Here is a 20,180-nt window from a genome sequence, read left to right on the forward strand (position 1 = left end):
TATAAGACATTGGAATAATTAATGAATATGAAAAGAAAGACACTATCACTGCTGATTGCGCTGGCCGCCGTAGTGGCGGCGCAGGCGCGCGAGAAAATCAACATCAACCTCGGATGGAAGTTCATCCGCGAGGCCATCGAGGGGGCGCAGACCCCGGAATACAACGACGCGAAGTGGCAGACGGTAGACCTGCCGCACGATGCCGCCGTGCACCACGAGTTCCAGAAGAAGGGCGACGGGGCATCGTCGCGCGTCGGCTTCCTGCCGCTCGGGCGCGGATGGTACCGCCGCCACATTGCCTACGACAAGGCTTGGCAGGGCAAGCGCGTCATCATAGAGTTTGAAGGCGTATACCGCGACGCCCGCGTCTACGTCAACGGGGTGGACTGCGGCGGCCGTAACCCCAACGGATACCTCGACTTCGAGTATGACATAACCGACATGCTGCGCGACGGCGACAACGTGGTGGCCGTGTCGTACGACAACACCTTCAGGAGCAGTTCGCGCTGGTACAACGGCGAGGGCATCAACCGCGACGTGTGGCTCCACGTGGTCGACCCTGTTCACGTGGCCCGCTACGGTACCTACATCACCACCTCAAAGATATCGGCCGACCGCGCCCTCGTGGCCATAGAGACCTCGGTGCTCAACCGCCGGCGCGACTCGGTGCTGTGCCGGCTGGTCACCGACATTGTCGACCCGCAGGGACGGGTGGTGGCCTCGCGCGAGGCCGTGGCCCCGTTTGCCGCCGGCGAGACGTTCACCTTCCGCCAGGAGCTCAGCGTCGGGGCCCCTCAGCTGTGGGAGGTGGGCCGCGGCGTGCTCTACAAAGCCGTAAGCCGGGTGTATGTCGAGGGCCGCTATCCACAGTTCTCCCAAAACTCCCAGCCCTCCCACAGCTCCCAACCATCTGATGTTTACGAGACTTCTTTCGGCATACGCGACATAGAGTTCACGCCCGAACAGGGCCTGCTGGTCAACGGCAAGCGCGTCTACATAAACGGCGTATGCCTGCACACCGACCTGGGGCCGCTCGGCACGGCATCGTTCAGCGCCGCATGGGACCGCCGTCTCGAGGCCGTCACGCGCGACATGGGCTGCAACGGCATACGGCTGTCGCACAACGCCTACCCGAAATACGTGCTCGACTGGGCCGACCGCCACGGAGTGCTTGTGGTGGATGAGTTCTTTGACAAGTGGGAAGAGAGCTATTACGGGCCGAAAGCAAAGATGGGCGACCTGCACCTGCGCGACATACGCACGCAGATGGAGCGCGACCGCAACCACCCCTCGGTGTTCCTGTGGAGCGTGGGCAACGAGGTGTACCAGCAAATACAGGCCGACAAGACACGCAACGGGGGCGTCAACATGCTCAAGATGCTCGTGTACCACACGCGAAAGATTGACCCCTCGCGCAAGATAACGTACAGCCAGTATCCCAACCGATACGGAGACACGCGCAAGAAGAAGGATGTGAAAGCCTTCCTCGCGTCGGATCCCCACCAGTTTGAGTACTATTCGGACATCGTGAGCACCAATTACCTTGAGAACTTCTGGGACGAAGACCACAAGAAATACCCGCAGATGATGTTCATGGCGGGCGAACTGGCCGTGGGCGACCTTGGATACGACTACTTCAACTACGACCACTCGTACCCAATAGGCCACTTCTACTGGGGCGGCACCGACTACATTGGCGAGTCGTTCGGCTGGCCGTTGAAGGGCTGGACGCGCGGACTGATCGATTTCACCAACCGCGTGAAGCCGCTGGGGCAGAGCGTGCGCAGCTTCTACTGGCCCGAACCTATGGTCAAGATAGTGACGCGCCCGACCTCGGAACAAAGCTCGCTGGTATGGAACGACCTGAAGATGACGTGGACTAAGCTCGAGGAGCACTGGAACTACCGCCCGGGCGACACGCTCACGGTGCAGGTGATGAGCAACTGCGACGAGACGGAGCTGACGCTCAACGGCCGCTCGCTGGGCCGCAAACGGCTGCCGGCAGCAGGCACCCCGCCCGAGCTGACATGGCGGGTGGCATACGCCGAGGGCGAGCTAAAGGCCATAGGCTACAGGAACGGGGCCAAGGTGGCCGACGACGTGATACGCACCGCCGGCAAACCGGCACGCCTCGTGGTGAGCGCCAGCACCGACACGCTATGCGCCGACGGCCTCGACCTGGCCTACATAGACTATACGGTGGTTGACAAAGACGGCAATGTGTGCCCGGTGAACGACGTCAAGATTAGCTTCGACGTGAAGGGATGCGGCACCAACGCGGGCGTGGCCAACGCCGACATGCTGAGCAACGAGCCGTGGCAGGCCGACAGCCGCACCACCTACCAGGGCCGCGCGCAACTCATTGTGCGCTCAAAGGCCACGGAAGGGAGCATCAGCGTGAGGGCCAAGGCCAAAGGGCTGAAGGCCGTCGACACGCAAATCAGCGTGGCAAAACGCTGACACCACACCACGCAAGGCCACAAGGCGGGCCGCCGCGGCATTCCGATTGGCATGCCGGGCGGCCCGCCTGCCATATCGGGACAACCGCAACAAGCCGTGGCCCAGCGCCAAAACAGCAACAGCCGGCCAAGCATTAAAGGTGAGAACAGCAACAGAAGCAGGCCAAATACGGCATGGCCATCGGCGTGAATTTATTTTACAACAGCATAGGCAAGGCCGTTCCGTGGCGCAAGACGGCCCGTTTGGCCGCCCCGAACAGGCCGTTTTACACTGCAAAACGACCCATATTGCAGTACCGCGGGGCCACGTCGGCAAGTGGCTGTGGCACAGGGCATAAGGCTATAGGGGCGAGGCGCGAAAACATTTTACACCAAACATGGCTGCCGCCGCGGCCCTGGCAGCGCCGGGAATACCGAAAACAAAATGCCGCCCGGGCCTTGGAGCCCGGGCGGCACGGCATGAAAGCGGCGCTTGGCGTGCAGCCGCTGTGTCACTTGACGGCAAACTTGTATGTGGCGACAGAGCCGTCGGCGGCCTTCACCGTGGCCACATACACACCGGGCTGCAGCCCGGCAAGGCTCATGGTGCAGCCCCATGCCGTGCGCACGGTGCGCCCGCCCATGTCGGCCAGGGTCACCGACAGCGTGCCGTCGGCGGCCCGCAGCGAGCCGTCGCCCACCACGATGCCCGTCAGGCCATTGTCTACGGAGCCTATGCCCGACGCGGTGACTCCGCCATACAGTCCGATGTTGTCCATGGTCAGCGCGTCGCCGTTGGCCGTGACAAGGCGGAAGGCCAGGCTGAGGTCTTGCCCGGCATAGCCGGAAAGATTCAGGTAGCGCTCCGTCATGTATGCCGACTCGCCCTCGACGCTGTAGGCCGACACATAGTCGGCCACGCTCTCGCCTGCCGTCGAGGCCATCACCTCATAGCTTTCGGGGTAAGCCTCGTTGTAAGAACTGGCCGACCAAACAAGGTAAGCGCCATCGCCGGCCACGTGGACAGTGGGCAGCACGAGCCAGCGGTCGGCCCTGTCGGTGCCCTCGAGCCACGAGGTGAGCGCGAGCACATACTCGCCGTGATACTCGTTCTCGGCAATGTTGAACAGGCCCCAGCCCTCGGGCGTAAACTCGCTGCCAGCATCGGGGCTCACCGTGCCGCCGTCTTCAACCCTCATGCGCAGGTCGGAAGGCAGGCTGCCGCTCTCGAAGTCCCACAGCATGACAGGCTTGCCGAGCACCACAAAGTCGAGCGTGGCGGCGTTGTTGGTGGCGTCGGCATCGCCATCGGCAGCCACACTCACCTCCAGCCGGTGGTTGCCGGCAGCCAGGGTCTCGGTGACTCCGGCCATGGTGATGGTCTTTTGCTGGTTGGCTGCCAGGCTTACGGTGGTGTCTTTCACTGCCACCCCGTCTACCGTGGCGGCTATGCGGCCCACCATGTCGGTGATGCCGTTGTTGCTAACGCTGAATTCCACCCTGCCGTCGGCCTCGGCACGCACCACGCCCACGGGGTTGCTGATGCCGTCGACAGACAAGTCGGCGGCGGTGTCCTCAACCTTCACGAGCGACACATCGTCGATAGTAATCCAGTTTTGGTTCTTCGGGCTGTAGCAATGGAAGCCTATGCAGATGTCCTGCGGCTCTGTTATGTGCAGTATGTTGACAGCTTCCTGGTAGGCGCCCTGCTTCACCTCGGGGAAGTCGGCGAGCTTGTGGGCCATTGCCTGCGGCGTGGAGTCGTTGCCATAATACACCGCAAAGCTCTCAGTGTAAGAGTCGTCGCCCGAGTACCAGTAGTGAAGGGCGTAGTAGCCGGGCTCGTCTATCGATATGGGCTCGAGTATAGCCCAGTCGTCGCCGGCGTTGTCGCGGTCGTAGTTGTAGCCCAGCCATCCGTCGCCGGTGCGCGCCATGCTTATCCATCCGCCACCGACCTCGATGCCCCACGTGCCTCCGTCGCTGTTGAGGTTGAAGATACGAATCTCGTCGGTGTACTCATCGGGCTCGAAGCCCATGTAGTATGGCACCGTGGCCGGAGCGCGGTGGCGCACCCGTACCAGGCAAGTGTCGTTGCCGTGGTCAATGTCTGAGTCGAGCGTCGACCACACCTTGATGTCATAGTCGTGGCGCGGCACCGACAGGTCGGCCTTGGCCGAGAAGGTATAGTCCATCGACTCGCCGGCCTTGAGCGTGGCGCCTACGGCCTCGGTGGCCACGGTCTGTCCGTCGACGGCAAACGAAAGGCTGAAGCCCGAGGCGTCGGCACGGCCACGGTTCTCAACGCTCACCGTCACCGTCTCGTCGCCCAGAGAGCTGCCCGTGACCGGGCTCTTTACCTCGCCGATGGCCAGGTCGACCGGGTTTTCAACCGTCTCGACCTCGACCGAGCACAGGTAGAGCCTGAACAGATAGGCCGTCGACGTGGCCCTGAAGCCCACGCGGAAGGCCTGGCCGGGGGTGGCGTCGACGAGGAAGTAGCCCGTCTGCATGGAAGCCGGTATGGAAGGATAGGCTGCCTCGAGCCTGGTCATTGACTCGGGAGTGGTGCCCGTGCCCGAATAAACCTCCATGCTCTCGCCGTAACTGCTGCCGTAGAAGGAGTAACGCACGATGAGCGTGCCACCGGCGTCAGGCGTTATCTCGGGCGAGATGAGCCAGTCGTCGCCACTGTTGAAGTAGTCGTAGGAGTAGTAAACCTTCGAAGGGGTGCCCTCTTCGTCGAAAGTCCACTTGCCATCGTCATTGTTTGCATTGACAAGCGTCCACCGGCTGAAGTCGTCTGCCGTGGCAAAGGATGTGGAAAACAACGCGTCGGCAAGCGAAGGAACGGCCGACATGATCAGCAGCAACGCTAAAGTAAATGTTTTCTTCATAGAAAAGCGCAGCGGGTTCTGCTGTGAAACAACAATGCCCAAGAACGCCGACGGACCAGAACCCATTACATCCGACAGACTGTCCAGGAGCACATCATATTATGCAAATGTATGAAAATAATCTATAAATAGGTGAATTAGACTAATAATTTTAACTTCATTTTACCTTTGAACAAATGCCTTATGCCGTCTGCAAAGCATTCGCCGCAGACAGAGGCACGGCATCCGCGGGCGGCACGCCAACCGGCCGGCAGGCTGGCGGCAGCGGCGGCACGGCGGTAAACAATATTTACAGGCACAACGGCCTGACCGTACGGCCGGGCTAAACGGCCCGTTTGGCCGCCCCGGAGAGGCCGTTTTACGCTGCAATTCGGCCCGTTTCGGAGCGCCGCGGGGCCCGCGCCGCAAGCAGCTGTGGGCCAACGTGTTGCGCAGGCGGCGCGAGATGCGAAAATAGCCGACATGCCGCCGACATGAGCTACGGAGGAAAAGACGATGCAGACTGTGGCGCGCCGCAGGCGAGCAAAGGGCACCCGGCAGGCACGCCACCGCCGGCAAGGCCACTTTTCGGGCCGAAGGCTTGGCCGTGAGGCCAAAAAACCGTAACTTTGCGCCACCAAACCTACGACACGACAAACTATGAAAATGAAACTTGCTACAATCGCGGCAGCGACGATGCTGCCCCTGGCGGCCGCGGCACAGGCCGGGGCCGGGGCCATAATAAACGGTGTACCATGGTACGACGACCGCGACAGCGTGGTGAGCGCCCACGGGGCCAACATTGTGGCCGACGGCGGACGCTACTACATGTTCGGCGAAAACAAGACCGACAGCGCCAACACTTTCACCGGGTTCAGCTGCTATTCGTCGGCCAACCTCGTCGACTGGAAGTTCGAGCGCATAGCCCTCAAGACGCAGGCCGGCGGCAGGCTGGGGCCCGGCCGCGTGGGCGAGAGGCCCAAGGTGATGCGCTGCCCGCAGACAGGAGAGTATGTGATGCTGATGCACTCTGACGACTTGCGCTACAAAGACCCGTGCGTGGCCTATGCCACAAGCGACAGCATAAACGGCGAATACACCTTCCGCGGGCCGCTGCTATACAAGGGCAAGCCGATAAGGAAGTGGGACATAGGCGCGTTTGTCGACGACGACGGACAGGCTTACCTGCTCGTGCACCACGGATACATATACCGGCTGGCGCCCGACTTCCACTCGGCAGACTCGTGCCTCACGGCGGGTGTGAAGGGCGCGGGCGAGTCGCCGGCCATGTTCAAGCACGACGGCACTTACTACTGGCTGTCGTCGCACACCACGAGCTGGGAGCGCAACGACAACATGTACCACACGTCGAAGTCGCTATCGGGGCCGTGGCAGATGCAAGGCCCGTTCTGCCCCGAGGGCTCTCTGACCCACAACTCGCAGACAACCTACGTACTGCCGCTGACGATAGAGGGCCGGCAGGTGCCCATGTTCATGGGCGACAGGTGGTCGTTTCCAAAGCAGCACTCGGCTGCCACATACGTCTGGATGCCCATAACCATGGAAAACGGGCGCATGTCGATACCCGAGCTGTGGCAGGCATGGGACCCGCAGACAGGCCGGCAGGCCGACATCGGCATGCGCCCTGTGGGCCGCCGGTGGGCCTCGGACGCCGTGGGCGACACCATGTCGGTGGCCTTCAGCGGCTGCCGCGTGGGCCTCAAGGGCACGCTGGGCCCCGACTGCGGATACGCCCTGGTGAGAGTGACCGACGGGCAAGGGCGCACCGTGCAGAGCCAGACGGTAGACTTCTACGCCAAGAAAGCGTCGACAGGGCTGCGCTTCGTGAGCCGGCGGCTGCCCGAGGGGCGCTACACGCTGACCGTGACGGTGACGGGCTTCAGGCCGAACTGGACAGACAAGTCGAAGACCGTATACGGCAGCCGGGGCACATTCGTGCGCATCGACGACGTGGTGGTGATAGACTGAGCCGCCCCACGGCCAACGCGGCAAAAAACAATGCGCGCGGGCATCCGATGGCGGAGCCCGCGCGCATTTTCAGAAACGGCCTCGTCGGCCCATGGTGTCACCTCACCGTGATGAGGTAATAGTTCTTCTTGCCGCGCTGCACAAGCAGGTACTTGCCGTCGATGAGGTCGTCGGCCGTGACAGGGCGGTCGAACTCAGACAGCTTCTCCTTGTTGAGCGACACGCCGCCGCCCTGCACGAGCTTGCGCATCTCGCCCTTGCTGGCAAACACCGGGGCGGCCTGCGTGAAGAGCTCTACGGCGGGCTGGCCCAGCTGGTCGGCCGCAACGTCAAACTGCGGCACGCCCTCGAAGATGTCGAGCAGCGTCTGCTCGTCGAGCTTCAGCAGGCTGTCCTTGGTCGATTTGCCAAAGAGTATGTTGCTGGCCTCTATCGCCGCGTCGAACGCCTCGCGCGAATGCACCATCACCGTCACCTCTTCGGCCAGGCGGCGCTGCAGCGTGCGGCGGCCCGGATCCTGGCGGTGCTCCTCGACCAGGGCCTCGATGGTCTCGCGGTCGAGGCTGGTGAATATCTTGATGTAGCGCTCGGCGTCGTCGTCGCTGACGTTGAGCCAGAACTGATAGAACTTATACGGCGACGTGCGCTTGGGGTCGAGCCAGATGTTTCCGGTCTCGGTCTTGCCGAACTTCTTGCCGTCGGCCTTGGTGATCAGGGGGCATGTGAGGGCGAAAGTCTCTACCTCGTTGCCCAGTGTGCGGCGTATCAGTTCGGTGCCGGTGGTCATGTTGCCCCACTGGTCGTTGCCTCCGAGCTGCAGCTTGCAGCCCTTGTGCTGGTAGAGATACAGGAAGTCGTAGCCCTGGAGCAGCTGGTAGGTGAACTCGGTGAACGATAGTCCGTCGCGGGCGGTGCCGTTCAGCCGCTGCTGCACGCTCTCCTTGGCCATCATGTAGTTGACGGTGATGTGCTTGCCCACCTCGCGCGCAAAGTCGAGGAAGGTGAAGTCTTTCATCCAGTCGTAGTTGTTCACCATCTCAGCGCTGTTTGGCTCGTTGGTATCGAAGTCGAGGAACTTGGCCACCTGGGCCTTTATGCACTCTTGGTTGTGGTATAGCGTCTGGTCGTCGAGCAGGTTGCGCTCCTGGCTCTTGCCCGAGGGGTCGCCTATCATGCCCGTTGCGCCGCCCACAAGTATGATGGGCTTGTGGCCGCAACGCTGCAGGTGGCGCAGCATCATGATGCCGCAGAGGTGGCCTATGTGCAGCGAGTCGGCCGTGGGGTCGGTGCCGAGATAGGCGGTTGTCATCTCTTTCTGGAGCTGTTCTTCCGTTCCCGGCATTATCTGCGCGAGCATTCCGCGCCATCTCAGTTCTTCTACAAAGTTCTTTGTCATTGTATAATTGATTTTAATTTGTTTGTTATCTCGTTCTCGCGGAAGCCTGTCCGGCTGTAAACGCACTCGCCATCTTTGTCGAGTATTAGGTAAGAGGGCCAGCCGGAGAGCTTGTATCTCTCATACAGGTTGGCCGTCTGGGCGCCGGTGAGGCGGTAGTGGTGGCCCGGAATGCCGCTGGCCATGTTGCCCCACTCGTCTTCCGGCGACTTGTCGTCGGTGATATATACAAACGCCACGCCCTGCTCCATCAACCGGGCCTTGCCTTCCTCGAAGCGCTTAATTGCGCTTCGGCACGGCAAGCACCACGTTCCCCAAAAGTCGACGAGCACCGCCCGGCCCGCGTATTCGGCGGCTATGGCGGCCAAAGCCTCATCCCCGCTGCCTGCGGGAGCGGCGTGCATGGTGTATGTCCCGTTGCCCTTGCGGGCGGCGAGCGCTGCTTTCAGCTCCTCGTTGCGAGCCAGGTAGTAATCCCGTATGGCGGCGTTGGGCTGGCTGGCGAGCAGCTTCAACTGCTCGTCGGCAAACGGAGTCTGCCGGTTCATGCGTTCGGAGAAGTCGACGGAGAGCATCAAGTCGAACAGCGGGCCGTCGGTCCAGCCGAACACGCCGGCACGGTATTCGCGGTCGAAGGTCCGCACCGCCTGCATTGCAAAGTCGACGGCAGTGGGCGAGGCGGAGCGGTATATACCGCTCACCTTGTTGAAGTAGGCCGTGTCGCCGTTGAGAATGTATTGAAAACAGTTGGCCATGGTGTCGAAACTGCCGCTGTATGCCATCATCATGTCGTTTATGCCAAGCTGCCGGTAGGCGTCGAAGATGGAGCTGTCGAAGAGCGTCCGGCCTTCGGCATCGGCCTCGACGAAGCCTTCCCGCCACATCAGCGAGTACACGGTATGGTATGTCTGGACAGCCCGCATCACCTCTCTCGCCGAGCGTGACGGGCAGATGGAGTCGGCCGCCTTGAGGTTGTCGGCGTGCCACTGCATCACCTTTGCGCAATAGTCCTGCGGAGAGTACAGCGCGCCATCGGCCGGACGGTTATCTTTTGCCACACGGAAATCGCATGAATCCATGAGCTTACGCATAGCGGGATCGGCCAGCCGGTTGTTTACACCGGCCATGTCGCCGGCGAAATAAAGGCGATTCAAACCGCAGAGGCGGCCCTGGCCGGTGGCAGCCCAGTCCTCGGGCGAAACGCTGTGGCTGCCTTCCACGAGGTCGGCATACACCTCGCAGGTGCCTCCCTGGCGCACCACGACATCGCAACCGATGCCGTTCAGGCGCAACGCTACGGTCTGGCACGTTGCATACATAGGCACTTCGATGCAGAAAGTGCCGTCGGGTGCCACCGCTGTCTCAATCAAGTTGTCGCGTCTTGGGTCGATGGCCAGACCGGGAAACAGATTGATTTTTGTATTCATCTCGGGGCGGTAGCCGTACAGGCGGCCGCGTATGGTGGCCTTGCCATACTTCCATTGAGGCACAGGAAGGCCGCCGCCGGCATCGGCGGGGCTCAACGCAGCTGTCCTAACGGACTCGGGCATGCCCTCATAGTGGGGCTTGCGGCCTTCGGCAAGGCTTATCCCGAACACTTGGAAATCCCCTTCCGACTCGCCTTCAATGAAATCCACGGTCTCGGCATCGGCCGCCACGGGTGGGAAAACGAGCGTAAAGCGGCTGCACTTGGCTGTGTCCATGCGTACATTGCGCCCCGGGGTGATGCCTTCCGCGCGCCTCAGAGCCAACCGCTCAGCGCCAACCTTCAGGCTGCTGCCGGCGTCGATACTGTAACGGAACCCAGCCGGAAGATGCAAAGCGCAATGCAACAACGTGGCGGTGTCGCCCAGTTCAACGCCCTCAACAACAAAATTCGGATTCGTGCTCACGGCAAACTGCGGCGCGGCCACCACCCTCTTGCCTGCCATGCAGGCTGCGGCGACGGCCAAAAACGCGAAAAAAACAAGTTTCCTAAGCATAATTTTTGGGTTTTAAGACGTTTGAATGCGAAACCGGGCGGCGGCATTTCACGGCACGGGGTCGTAGCCGCTGCCTCCCCACGGGTGGCAACGCAGGATGCGGCGCAGGGCCAGCCACGTGCCACGGAGCGGCCCGTGCTTGATGATGGCCTGCCTGGCATACTCCGAGCACGTAGGTGTGAAGCGGCAACTTGGCGGCGTAAAGGGCGAGATGCAGCGCTGGTAGAACACGATGGGGAGGCAAAGGAGCTTCCCCACGAGCCCGGCCAGCAGCCTTAGAGGATGGTCTGGTGTGGCCTTCATAGCTTCTCGGCCATACGGCGCAGCAGAGAGGCCACGCTCGCATCGACGGTACGGCTGTCATGGAGCGAGTCCGACAGCCATAGGAAAGCGATGGCAAGGGCGGTGCCGGGCCTTTCCCGCAAGGCGTCACAGATGATGTGCTTGTTCTGCCTGAACGCCTCGCGCACCTGGCGCTTGGCCCTGTTGCGCTTCACGGCACGCTTGAAATGCCGCTTCGAGACGCTCACGAGCACCTGAACTGGCGCCATCTTGCTGTCAGCGGGCATTTCCATGAAGACCGCACGCACCGGGAAGGCCGCCATGGAACGATGGCCTCCGGCGAAGAGCTGCTCCATAAGCTTGCGGCTGGTCATGCGCTCTTGCTTGCTGAACGTGTGGCTTGATGGGTCAGGCATAACATTTTTATATTGTCACCGGCTGCCTGCAGGCATCCGGCTGGGGTCATCCCTGCTTCTCGAGCAGGTAGTGCTGCAGTGCTCCCGTCATCGAAGGGTACTTCTCTGAGGGTGCTTCGAGGTCGAGGCGCAGCCCGGCATCCTTTACGGCCTTGGCCGTGGTGGGCCCGAACGTGGCTATCGCGATGTCGCCCTGGTTGAAGTCCGGGAAGTTCTTTATGAGCGAGTCGACCCCCGACGGACTGAAGAATATGAGCATGTCGTAGTCGAACGTCTCGACCTCCTCCTTTGTGAAGTCGTTGCTCACGGTTCGGTACATCACGCACTCTTTGTGGGTCAGCTTCTTCGAGTCGAGCAGGTTGGCCACGCTGTCGTTGTGTACGTCGCTCATGGGGACGAGGTATCGCTCGCCCTTGTGCTTGACCATGGTGGGCAAAAGGTCGTCTATCTTGCCCGTGTTTCCAAAGAACACTTTGCGCTTGCGGTACTGGACATACTTCTGTATGTACAGGGCTATGGTCTCGGTAACGCAGAAATACTTCATGTCTTCAGGTATTGCGACCCTCATTTCCTTAGCCAGCGTGAAGAAGTTGTCTATGGCATGGCGCGAGGTGAACACTATTGCGGTGTAGTCCAAGATACTTATTTTCTGCTGACGGAATTCTCTTGGCGTCAATCCTTCTACCTTGATGAACGGGCGGAACACCAGTTCCACCCCGAAACGGGAAGCAATGTCAAAGTAAGGCGACTTCTCACTGCTCGGCTTGGGCTGCGAAACCAAAATCTTCTTAATCATTGGTGAGCTAAAAATTTATTTTCAAATAATTACCTGTTATTACCAAAGCGCCCCATAAGGTTGCCAGTGGTGCTGTTTCGAGGGCACAAAAGTACAAAATTATTTGCAGAAAACCGTTAAGCCCTCTGAAAAAGATGATGTAACACTTATAAAACGTCAGTATTTTAACGATAATCAATATAAAGAGCACGCTGTACGCCACTCCATGCGGAGACAGGTCGAAGTAAACCATGAGCAGCACGACAGGAAGCAGCAGCACCCCTTCGACGGATGTCACGAAGAGCAGGGACTTAAGCCAAAGCAGGTTTCGCCGCCACCCGAAGAAGGTGGTGTTGACAGCTGTGTAGAGCAGTCCGCGCAGCATGAAATAGGCCACGAAGTAGGCCAGGTAGATGGCCATGAGCTGGTATGGCGAGTCGAGCACGAACGTTGTGCCGATGTAGTTGAGCGTGTATGAATACTGCAGCAGCGAGAAGAGCAGGCATGTCTGCAGCACGAGGAATGCCTGGAAGCGCACCTCGCCCGATGTCTCGGTGATGCTGGTTTCCTCGCCCCGTGGCGCGTAGAAGAAGCTTTTGGCCTGCCTTGCTATGAACCTGCGGGAGCGGGATATGGCGGTCATGGCAATGATGAAGCACGCCAGGAGCACGAGCGTGACCACGTTGTCGGCGCGCATGGTCTGCGGCACCGGGTCGCCGGCCACCCCATACCTCCCTCCGTCGAGCTCGGGGTGGAACAGCGTGTCGCGTGCGAAGAAGCCCTCGCGGTAACATTCGGGCAGGCTCACGTCGTCAAGGCTCTTCCCCGGGCCGTGTCCCGGCAGGTGCAGCGTGTCGGGCCGCGAGCTGTACCGCACGGGCTTGGGATGGAACACGGCCTGTATGGCCGAGTCCTGCTGGGCCGGCGTGGCCCCCTCGGGCAGCGCGCGCAGCACCTCATAGGGCTTCAGCTCATGGCCTGCCGCGCGTGGCGCCGTGTCGGCAACCGGAGCGGCAGGCTGTGGTGCTATGGTGTCGGTGTGGCGCATTGTCAGAGTCCGAACGCCCTCTTGATGTCTTCAACGCAGTCGAGCTTCTCCCACGTGAACAGCTCCACTTCCATTTCCTTGTCCTCATGGTAGTGGCTTGTAAACCGCTTCACCACGGTTTCGGGCTTGCGGCCCATGTGGCCGTAGGCCGCCGTCTCGCTGTACATGGGCTGGCGGAGCTTGAGCGAGCGCTCGATGGCCCTCGGGCGCAGGTCGAAGAGCGTTGATATCTTGGCGGCAATCTCGCTGTCTTTCATGGCCACGTGGCTCCGCCCGTAGGTGTTGACGTATATGTTCATTGGCTCGGCCCGGCCTATGGCGTAGCTCACCTGCACGAGCATCTCGTCGGCCACGCCCGCCGCCACCATGTTCTTTGCGATGTGGCGCGCGGCGTAGGCTGCCGAGCGGTCAACCTTGCTCGAGTCCTTGCCGCTGAAGGCCCCGCCGCCGTGTGCGCCCTTGCCGCCGTAAGTGTCGACGATAATCTTCCGCCCCGTGAGCCCGGTGTCGCCGTGCGGCCCTCCGATGACAAACTTCCCGGTGGGGTTGACATGGTATGTTATGTCGTCGCCGAAGAGCGCCAGCACCTTGGGCGAGCTTATCTGCGCCTTCACCCTGGGCATGAGCACCTCCTTGACGTCGCGCCGTATCGAGGCCAGCATCTGCCTGTCGGCCTCCAGCTGCGCCTCCTCGCTGGCGTCGGCCGGGGCGACGAAGTCGTCGTGCTGCGTCGACACGACAATGGTGTCGATGCGCTCGGGCACGCCCTCGTCGCTGTATTGCACCGTCACCTGGCTCTTGGCGTCGGGGCGCAGGTAGGTCATCTGCCGGCCTTCCTTGCGTATGTCGGCCAGCGTGCGCACGATGAGGTGGGCCAGGTCGAGCGACACCGGCATGTAATTCTCGGTCTCATTGGTGGCGTAACCGAACATCATGCCCTGGTCGCCGGCCCCCTGCTCGTCTTCGTCGCTGCGGCTCACGCCCCTGTTTATGTCGCTGCTCTGCTCGTGGATGGCTGTCATTATGCCGCACGAGTTGCCGTCAAACTGGTATTCGGCCTTGGTGTAGCCTATGCGGTTGATGGTGTTGCGCGCCACAGTCTGCAGGTCTATGTACTCGGAGCTGTGCACCTCGCCCATTATCACCACCTGGCCGGTGGTGACAAAGGTCTCGCAGGCCACGTGGGCCTTGGGGTCGTAAGCCAGGAACTGGTCGAGTATGGCGTCTGATATCTGGTCGGCCACCTTGTCGGGATGGCCCTCCGACACTGATTCTGATGAAAAGAAATATGACATAATTTGTATTGTGTAATGTTGGTTGTTTATATATCGCGATGCAGCCCGGCGCCGGCCGCGGCTGCATATCCGATGCAAAGATACGGCAAGTTGGGCGAAACACAAAATAAATGGGCGCATTTCTTTCGGCTGCCCCGACGCCGCCCGGCCACCCGCCCTAAGCCAACGCCACTGTGCCGGGCTGCGGCGCGTGGCCCGGGCAGCCCGGCCGACGGCCCCGGGGGATGGGCGCCGGCAGACAGGGCTATGCACGCATGCCTGCGGGGGCGGCGCAGACGGCTACGCTTTTGTGTAAAACAAAATGACAGCACCGGCCCGTCAGCCCAACAGCCTGAATGCCAACACTTTGCAAAACGGGCCGCATTGCAACGCAGAACAGCCCGTTTCGCATTGCCGAACGGCCCTTGCGGCCGGGCGATACGGCCCGTTTGGCAATGCGCTATGGCGCGGGGGCCGAAACGCAACGGGGCGTGTAAGCATTTGTTGCCGCCGCCATGCCACCGCCACGGCATTGCGGCACCCTGCCGCGACGTCAGTCAACAGCTCCATCCGCGGCGCCTGATGCCATGCCGCACAAGCCCCACAGGGGCGACAATATGGCGCCGGAACCACTTTTTTGTAAGCAAACAAGCCTTTTTCGACATTAATTTAATATATTTGCACGGCAAAAAGCACAACCCCCGAATATGACAAGGAAAAAACTGATTGTCGCGTCTGCCGTCGTCGCCGCAGCCCTGTGCGCCGGCGTCACGGCTTGGCATTACTGCAGCGGAGAAGCCGGGCAAAAGCAAAGCGCGCAAGCCTTGCTGGCCAAAGGCATGGCCGACTTCAACCGCAACGACGTGGTGAAAGCCTTCGGGAGCCTGCAGCAGGCCGCCGCAGCATTCAAGCACGAGGGCGACAGCGACGGGCTCTTCGAGGCAACGGTGTACATGGCCATGCTCTACGACCAGATAGGGCAGCGCGACCAGGCGTACCGCACGCTGAAAACGGTCGAATTCCGCGACGTGCCCAACTACAAGGACTACAGTTCGCAGTACTATCTCAGGCTGATGGGATTCTACAAGTCGCTCTTCGACCGCGACTACACGTCGGCAGAGCGGTTCACGCGCAGGGCCATCGAGTTCTCAAAAGAGAAATATCCCGCCGACGCGGCATACATGTACATGGACATGGCCAACCTCGCCGAGTTCTACATAATGAGCGGCAAGACCGACAGCGCGAGGCTGATGCTCGACAGCCTGAAGCGCATGGCGCCCGTAAGGCGCGACATCTACCTCTCGGAGGCATACTACTGCCGCGGCCGCCTGTTCATGGCCGAAGGCAAGGCCGACTCCGCCCGGCGCTACCTCGAGGCCAGCATAGGCGTGTCGAGGCGCTACGGCTCGTTCGACAACGAGCTCATGGCACTGAGGCTGATGACCAAGATAGACAGCACCGCCGACGACCTGGGCAGCTACATAGCCCACCAAAGGGCATACGACAGCCTGAGGGAGAAGATAAGGGGCAACGAGATACACTACCGCGTGGCCATGCTGCGCGAAGAGCACAAGATTGACATGCTCAAGCAGCAAAGCGCCAAGAGCCGCACAATATTCCTGCTCTCGCTGTCTGTGCTGGCACTCGTGGCCCTGATACTGGCCGCGGCGTTCATCTACACGCTCAAACGGCTGAAGACGAGGCAGGAAATGGCCCGACTCGAAAAGCAACGGGCCGACGAGGCGGCCATGAGGGAGAGGCTCGAGAACGAGCTGCTGCAGCTTAAGATGGAACAGCAGGGCCGGATGCTCGACCACACCCAGAAGGAAAACATAGTAATGGGCATAAAACTGGTTGAGCAGGGAGGCGACGCCGACAAGATGAGGCCGCTCGACAGGGTGCTCAAAGAGACCGACAAAGACTTCATCAGGAAGCTCGAGACGCTATACCCGCAGCTATCGCGCAACGACATCAGGCTGATTTGCCTCATCAGGCTCGGCATGCCCTCGGGCGAGATATCCAAGCTTCTCAACATAACAATGGACAGCCTGCACAAGTCGAGGTACAGACTGCGCAAGAAAATGGGCCTCGAGGCCGGACAGATTCTGGAAACTTTCATCAACACCATATAATTATCAGCAGGCAAAGGCAGTGTTAACGTATTTAACATAGCTGTCCATGTCTTGTCCATGCCGTCTCCGCTAAAGTGTAACCGGAATCCATTAATTTTGCAAAAGACTGATAGTTTTTGTAGAATTATATATTTGAAATGGTATGGAGACGAAACAACTGTTAACACATCTGATTGTTGCCGCGGCACTGGCCGCCATGGGCAACGCCACCGCCCTGGCCCAGCCGGGGCCCGGAAGACATACCGTCAGCACCGAAGAGCAACCCCGAGGGGTGCTGCTCGAGGAATTTACCGGCATCAACTGCGGCTACTGCCCGCAGGGGCACGCCATAGCCGAGAAGCTGGCCACGGCTTGCGACCGCGTGTATGTGGTGGCCGTGCACGGCGGGATGTTCGCCACGCCTGCCCCCGACGAGCCCGACTTCCGCACCGACGAGGGCTCGCAACTCATCAGCGAGTTTGAAATCGAAAGAAACGGATACCCCAGCGGCATGGTCAACCGCCACGACTTCTACGGCAGCGGCTCGCCCGTCTGCTCACGGTCGTCGTGGAAACTGTTCACAAAGGCTGCCACGGCAGAGGCCGCCCCGGTAAACCTTTACTCCTCGGCCAGCTTCGACGGGCAATCGCGCAAGCTGGACATTCACGTAGAAGGGTTCTTCGTGGCCGACAACCAGCCCGCCGACCAGGAGCTGAACGTGGTCTGGACGCAGGACGACATACCCGGGCCGCAAAACGGCGGGCTCATGGGCGACGAATATCCACACCGCCATGTGCTGCGCGACTACGTCACCCCGATATGGGGCGACACGCTGGCCTCGCCGCAGCAGGGCCAATACTTCGAGCGCGACTACACCCTGACGCTGCCCGAAGACATCAACGGCGTGGAGGTGAAGGCCGAAGACATCAAGGTGGTGGCGTTCGTGACATGCGGCAAGGGCGACGTGGCCAACGTCACGGGGTGCAGGCCTCAATACGCAAACTACAGCAAGCCGCTGGCGGCGCGGCTGTCGGAGCCGAGCATACCGATAGGCAACTACTGGGGATGCAACTTCTTTGAGGCCACCGTCAAGAACCTGAGCGACCGCGAACTGACCGAGGCCACTTTCGACATCGACGTCAACGGCAGCGTGGCCACCGTGACATGGAACGGCAGCATCGAGCCTTTCGGCCAGCAGGAGATAAAGCTCAGCCGGCAATACGACACCGCCGACAACGGCCAGAACTCTTACTCGATAACGCTGAAGACGCTCAACGGCGAGAGCGTGGAGCCGTCGCAGCTCAGCGGCCGGTTTGCCTCGCCGCGGCAGGCAATGCCGTCTGTCACCGTGGAACTTAAGACAAACAACGAAGCCGGCGAGAATACGTTCTGTATAAAAGACGCCGACGGCAACCTTGTCAAGGAGTTCGGGCCATATCCCGACGGCCAGGTGACGCAAACAAGCGAAAGCGCCGAGCTCGAGGCGGGCAAGGTTTACTACTTCGAGGTGACCGACGCGTGGGGCGACGGCATATACAGTCCGGCCGGCTATTTCACCACACGGTCGGCCGACGGCAGCCTCATCGAGCAGGCGTATGCCATCGACGACTTCGGCACGAGAAGCGTTTTCGTGACCTCTAAGGCCGCCAGCGGCATACATGACGCCGTCGACAAGGCTGCCGACGGCGAGGCAATAGCCTACCGCACAGACGGCACCGTGGCCTACAAGGGCCCCAAATCAAGCATGAAACTGCCGACGGGCACATATATTATATATGACTGCGCATCGCGCACTGCCACGAAGGTGACTGCAAACAATAACAATTAACCAAAGCCATGAGTATGAAAAAGACTTTACTTTCTACGGCCGTGGCAGCCATCTGCTGCCTCGCCGCAAACGCACAGTATGTGGCCGACCCGGCGACAAACACACAAGTGAACCCAACGACGGGCAACTACGGCAACGAAGCGGTGGTCAACGCCAGCGGAGTGCTGTACTCGAAGACGCTCATTCCCGACAGCGACAATGAGCAACAGGGCGAGACCAACATCGCAAGCGTGATACAAGTGCTCGACAAGGACGGCCGCAAGGTGCTGCCGGGCGACGGCGAAGAGCTGTGGCACACGCGCAACCGGAGCTACACCATGGTCAACCAGACCATCTATGCCGACAACGACGGCAACTGCATATTGATATCGAGCGACTGCCGCAACGCCGAACCGACAACGACAAACCTCGGGTATACGGTGTACAAGATAGGGCCCGACGGCAAGCAGCTGTGGAGCGCCGACCTGGCCGACGGCACCGCGTTCGAGAGCGTGGCGCTGCTAAAGGTGGTGCAGACGTCCGACGGCGGCTATGTCTTCGCCTACGCGGTGTTCACCAACGACAACTCATTCCCGATGTACATACGCATGGAAAAGCTGACGGCCGACGGGCAGAAGGCATGGCAGGAGCCCGTGCTGCTGCAAGACTCAAGGACGTCTTACGCCTACCCCTACATCGTTGACGCCGGCGACAACCAGGTGATGCTCATCTATGCGCGCGGCTCCAGCCAGTACATCGAGGCCCAGCTCTACGACTTCGACGGCACCCCGCTGTGGGCAGAGCCGCTGACCGTATACCAGGGAGGGTTCGCCAGCGACATCCCCCTGCACACAATACTCAACGTGGTGAAGGCACCCGAGGGGGCGTTTGTGGCCTGGAGCGACGACCGCAGCTACGAGGGCTCTTTCTCAAACTATGTGTCTTACGTCAAGCGCGACGGCACGCTGGCATTCCCCGGGGGCATCAACGGGCTCAAGATAAGCTACGCCGACAGCTACTCCAGGCAGGTGCCGCAGCTGTATTACTGCGATGCCGACCAAAGCCTTTACGCCATCTACCGCCAATACAACCAGAGTTACCAGGCCCTGTGCGGCATCTACATGCAGCGCATAAGCGCTGACGGCGAACTCATGTGGGGCCCCGAGGGCAAGGACATCGTGGCCATGCAGCAGCAAAGGGCCGTGGGCTACGCCACGGTGCAGGGCGCCGGGGGCACCGACGTGGCAGTGTTCTACCAGACCAACAGCCAGAGCGGCGGCGACACCAAGACCTACGCAAGGCGCATGGACTGCGACGGCAACAACGCATGGCAGTCGCCTCTCGAGGTGTCGACGGTGACCAGCGAGAAGAGCGACCTGCAATCGTCGCAGCTCATCGACGGTTCTTACTGGATACTGACGTGGCTCGACCAGCGTGAGTCGGCCGACCGCATGCACGACGGGCTCTTCGCCCAGCGCGTCAACACCGACGGAACGCTCGGCTCTACAACCGCCGGCATCAGCCGCACCGAAACCGACAAGGCACCCGGGTCTGTCGACGTATACACCCTCGACGGCCGCACTGTCATGACAGGGGCCCCGGCCGGCAAGGCCGAAGGACTCGGCAAGGGCATCTACGTGGTGAAAGACAAGGCCACGGGCAAGGCCCGCAAGATTGCAGTGAAGTAAGGGGCGACACGCCTGCATCCCTCTGGCGGGGCGCGCCGGCAGCGGCCCCGGGCCGCCTCCCGGCGCGCCCCGCCCAACCACCTGACTACCAACGGTTT

General features: G+C 60.9%; 13 protein-coding genes. 5 read left to right on the forward strand and 8 right to left on the reverse strand.

Features of this window, described 5'->3' with window-relative positions; translation table 11 throughout:
* The first annotated feature begins 27 nt into the window (after nt 1–27).
* Entirely contained in the window at nt 28–2,460 is a 2,433-nt protein-coding gene (locus tag M3089_RS01680; protein WP_249081403.1) for a glycoside hydrolase family 2 protein, read from the forward strand.
* A 490-nt stretch (nt 2,461–2,950) separates the two neighbouring features.
* On the opposite strand, the gene M3089_RS01685 is transcribed toward M3089_RS01680, so the two are convergent.
* Complete coding sequence (locus M3089_RS01685) at nt 2,951–5,335, reverse strand: choice-of-anchor J domain-containing protein (protein WP_249081404.1); 2,385 nt, start codon at nt 5,333–5,335, stop codon at nt 2,951–2,953.
* A gap of 645 nt (nt 5,336–5,980) precedes the next feature.
* Between M3089_RS01685 and M3089_RS01690 the strand changes: the two genes are divergently transcribed.
* Nucleotides 5,981–7,303, forward strand: coding sequence for a family 43 glycosylhydrolase (locus tag M3089_RS01690; RefSeq protein ID WP_249081405.1), 1,323 nt, complete (start codon nt 5,981–5,983; stop codon nt 7,301–7,303).
* A 97-nt stretch (nt 7,304–7,400) separates the two neighbouring features.
* Here the strand turns inward: M3089_RS01690 and tyrS are convergent, their stop codons facing one another.
* The 7 genes from tyrS to metK are packed head-to-tail and all read right to left on the reverse strand — an operon-like array spanning nt 7,401 to nt 14,497.
* Nucleotides 7,401–8,699 carry a tyrosine--tRNA ligase gene (gene tyrS, locus M3089_RS01695; RefSeq protein WP_249081406.1) on the reverse strand — a complete coding sequence of 433 codons (1,299 nt, stop codon included), beginning with the start codon at nt 8,697–8,699 and terminating at the stop codon, nt 7,401–7,403.
* Entirely contained in the window at nt 8,696–10,681 is a 1,986-nt protein-coding gene (locus M3089_RS01700) for a TlpA family protein disulfide reductase (protein WP_249081407.1), read from the reverse strand. Before M3089_RS01700 ends, tyrS begins: the two co-directional genes overlap by 4 nt.
* Nucleotides 10,682–10,729: 48 nt before the next feature.
* A complete protein-coding gene (yidD, locus tag M3089_RS01705; RefSeq protein WP_205107092.1) occupies nt 10,730–10,984 on the reverse strand; it encodes a membrane protein insertion efficiency factor YidD in 255 nt (84 codons plus the stop codon).
* Nucleotides 10,981–11,379: a ribonuclease P protein component gene (gene rnpA, locus M3089_RS01710; RefSeq protein WP_249081408.1), complete on the reverse strand. Its 399-nt coding sequence runs from the start codon at nt 11,377–11,379 to the stop codon at nt 10,981–10,983. The genes yidD and rnpA overlap by 4 nt, the downstream gene beginning before the upstream one ends.
* 46 nt (nt 11,380–11,425) lie before the next feature.
* Entirely contained in the window at nt 11,426–12,175 is a 750-nt protein-coding gene (locus M3089_RS01715) for a uroporphyrinogen-III synthase (RefSeq protein WP_249081409.1), read from the reverse strand.
* A gap of 7 nt (nt 12,176–12,182) precedes the next feature.
* Entirely contained in the window at nt 12,183–13,202 is a 1,020-nt protein-coding gene (locus M3089_RS01720; RefSeq protein ID WP_249081410.1) for a DUF4271 domain-containing protein, read from the reverse strand.
* A gap of 2 nt (nt 13,203–13,204) precedes the next feature.
* Nucleotides 13,205–14,497: a methionine adenosyltransferase gene (gene metK / locus M3089_RS01725; RefSeq protein WP_205107085.1), complete on the reverse strand. Its 1,293-nt coding sequence runs from the start codon at nt 14,495–14,497 to the stop codon at nt 13,205–13,207.
* Between the two features lie 686 nt (nt 14,498–15,183).
* On the opposite strand from metK, the gene M3089_RS01730 reads away from it, so the two are divergent.
* The 3 genes from M3089_RS01730 to M3089_RS01740 all read left to right on the forward strand — a co-directional run bounded on the left by M3089_RS01730 (nt 15,184) and on the right by M3089_RS01740 (nt 20,082).
* Nucleotides 15,184–16,608, forward strand: a complete 1,425-nt coding sequence (locus tag M3089_RS01730; protein ID WP_249081411.1) for a hypothetical protein — start codon at nt 15,184–15,186, stop codon at nt 16,606–16,608.
* Nucleotides 16,609–16,750: 142 nt separating this feature from the next.
* A complete protein-coding gene (locus tag M3089_RS01735; protein WP_249081412.1) occupies nt 16,751–18,415 on the forward strand; it encodes an Omp28-related outer membrane protein in 1,665 nt (554 codons plus the stop codon).
* A gap of 14 nt (nt 18,416–18,429) precedes the next feature.
* The gene (locus M3089_RS01740; RefSeq protein ID WP_249081413.1) at nt 18,430–20,082 is read left to right on the forward strand and encodes a hypothetical protein; all 1,653 of its coding nucleotides are present in this window, start codon (nt 18,430–18,432) and stop codon (nt 20,080–20,082) included.
* Nucleotides 20,083–20,180 lie beyond the last annotated feature (98 nt).

Source organism: Marseilla massiliensis (assembly GCF_023336985.1).
GTDB lineage: Bacteria > Bacteroidota > Bacteroidia > Bacteroidales > Bacteroidaceae > Prevotella > Prevotella intestinigallinarum.